At 61.6% G+C, this 2396-nt stretch carries 2 protein-coding genes; both read right to left on the minus strand.

Annotation, left to right across the window (positions count from 1 at the left end; genetic code table 11):
- Positions 1-79: 79 nt before the first annotated feature.
- Positions 80-1549 carry an efflux transporter outer membrane subunit gene (locus V8J63_RS11025; protein ID WP_130926885.1) on the minus strand — a complete coding sequence of 490 codons (1470 nt, stop codon included), beginning with the start codon at positions 1547-1549 and terminating at the stop codon, positions 80-82.
- Positions 1546-2396: efflux RND transporter permease subunit (locus V8J63_RS11030; RefSeq protein WP_336464039.1), on the minus strand; the 851-nt coding region annotated here is incomplete at its 5' end. The genes V8J63_RS11030 and V8J63_RS11025, both read right to left, overlap by 4 nt.

The following is a 2396-nucleotide window of genomic DNA, read 5'->3' on the forward strand; positions in this document are numbered from 1 at the left end:
TGCTCGCGAAGGCGTCGGCACAGCCACCATCGTAGTTGCCTGACCCACCGCTTTCGCGAGCAAGCTCGCTCCCACAGGTTCAGCGGTTGTCGCTGACGTCCAGTTGGCCGTCCCAGCCGCCGCCCAGTGCGGCGATCAGTTGCACGCTGGCGATCAGTCGGTTCTGCAGAATATTAAGCACACTGCGTTCGTTACTCAGCGCCGTGGCCTGCACAACGACTACGTCGATATAAGCAATCAGCCCGGCCTTGTACTGGTTTTCCGTCAGGCGCAGGGAATCGCGGGCAGCATCCAGCGCTTCCTGGCGAACTGCTGCTTCGTCTTCATACACCTTGAGCTGGACCAGGTAGTTTTCCACTTCGCGGAAACCGTCGAGAACGGTCTGGCGGTAGCGGGCGACGGTTTCGTCATAGGCCGCCTCGCTGCGGTCGACCTCGGCCGAACGAATGCCGCCGTCGAACAGCGGCAGAGAAAGCTGCGGGCCGACCGACCAGAAACGGTTCGGCAGGCTGATCAGGTTTTTCGAGGTACTGCTGCTGTAGCCGCCGCTCAGGCTCAGGGTCAGGTCCGGGTAATACGCGGCTTTCGCCACGCCGATGTTGGCATTGGCGGCAATCACCGAGCGTTCGGCCGAAGCGATGTCAGGACGGCGTTCCAGCAGTTGTGAAGGCAAGCTCAGCGGTACCTGCGGCAGATTCGGGATGCTCTGGCTTTCGGCAATGCTGAAGTTGGCCGGTGCTTCGCCGGTCAGTACGGCAATAGCGTTTTCAAACTGTGCGCGCTGCCAGATCAGATCGACCAGATCGGCCTGGGTACTTTTCAACTGGGTTTGCGCCTGCGCCACCGCATCGCGCCCGGAAACCCCGGCGCGGTACTGGTTCTGGGTCATTTTCAGCGAGCGTTCATAAGCGGCAACGGTGGCCTCGAGCAAACGCTTCTGCTGATCGATGACGCGCAGTTGCAGGTAGTTCTGCACCAGTTCCGATTGCTGACTCAGACGCATCGCTGCCAGATCGGCAAAGCTCGCCTGGGCGTTGGCCTCGTCGGCCTCCAGGCCACGGCGCAGCTTGCCCCAGACGTCGGCTTCCCAACTGACGCCCAACTGCGCGTTATAAGTGTCGCGGATGCCGCTTGAGGAACTGCTCAGGCTCGAACTGCTGCTACCGGTGCCCTGACTCGAGCGGGTCTTGCCCAGACTCAGGTCGACGCTGGGGTAAAACGCCCCGCGTGCACTGCGCACCAAAGCCTGCGCCTGACGAAACTGCGCTTCGGACTGGGCAACGGTCTGGTTGGAGCTGTTGAGTTTTTCGATCAAGGCGTTGAGCTGTTGGTCGCCGTACAACTCCCACCAGGCGCCACGGGCCAGCGAGTCGCTGGGATTGGCCTGACGCCAGCCCTCGGCTTCCTTGAACTGAGCGATTTCGGCAGTTTGCGGACGCTGGTAGTCCGGGCCGACTGCGCAAGCGCTGAGCAGCGCCACGCACAGTGACAGGCTCAACAGGCGCGAGCCGCGCACGGTAGCCAATTGGAGAAGCGAACGGTCAGTCATAGCGGAGTTTCCAGAGCGGCGTCAGTGCGCACGCCACGCCATTTGTTGAAGCGATGGCGCAGCTTGTCGAGATAGAGGTAAACCACCGGGGTGGTGTAAAGGGTCAGGACCTGGCTGAACACCAGGCCGCCAATGATGGTCAGGCCCAGCGGCTGGCGCATTTCCGCACCCTCGGCACGGCCGAGCAGCAAGGGCAAGGCGCCGAGGATCGCGGCCAGCGTGGTCATCAGAATCGGTCGCAGGCGTTGCAGGCAGGCGCTGCGGATCGACTCCAGCGGCGACAGGCCCTGATGACGCTCCAATTGCAGCGCAAGGTCGATCATCAGGATGGCGTTCTTCTTAACAACGCCGATCAGCAGGAATATCCCCAGCAGGGAAATCAGGCTGAACTCGCCCCCCAATGCATAGATCGACAGCAACGCGCCAACCCCGGCCGAGGGCAAGGTCGAAAGAATGGTCAGCGGGTGGATGTAGCTTTCATACAGCACACCGAGCACCAGATACACGGCCAGCAACGCACCGAGGATCATGAACGGCTGGCTCTTCTGCGTCGCGGCGAAGGCGTCAGCGGTGCCGGCCATTTTCGCAATCACATCCTCCGGCAGGCCGACCTTGGCGATCGCCCGTTCAATGGCAGCACTGCCCTGCTCTACGGTCACGCCTTCGGCCATGTCAAAGGAAATGCTTTCGGACGCGAACTGGCCTTCATGGCTGACCCGGTCGTTTTCCAGGCTGTTTTCGTAATGGGCGAACGTCGACAGCGGCACCCTCGCACCGTCAGCGGTAATCACCTCGACCTGCTTGAGTGTCACCGGATCCTGGGCATATTTCGGATTGACCTCCATCA

It is taken from the genome of Pseudomonas sp. CCNWLW23 (assembly GCF_037095675.1).
In the GTDB taxonomy this organism is placed as follows: Bacteria; Pseudomonadota; Gammaproteobacteria; order Pseudomonadales; family Pseudomonadaceae; genus Aquipseudomonas; species Aquipseudomonas atacamensis.

What these genes read in the sequence shown, in the direction of transcription:
- V8J63_RS11025 (WP_130926885.1), bottom strand. Translation starts at nt 1,549, where the DNA reads ATGACTGACCGTTCGCTTCTCCAATTGGCTACCGTGCGCGGCTCGCGC.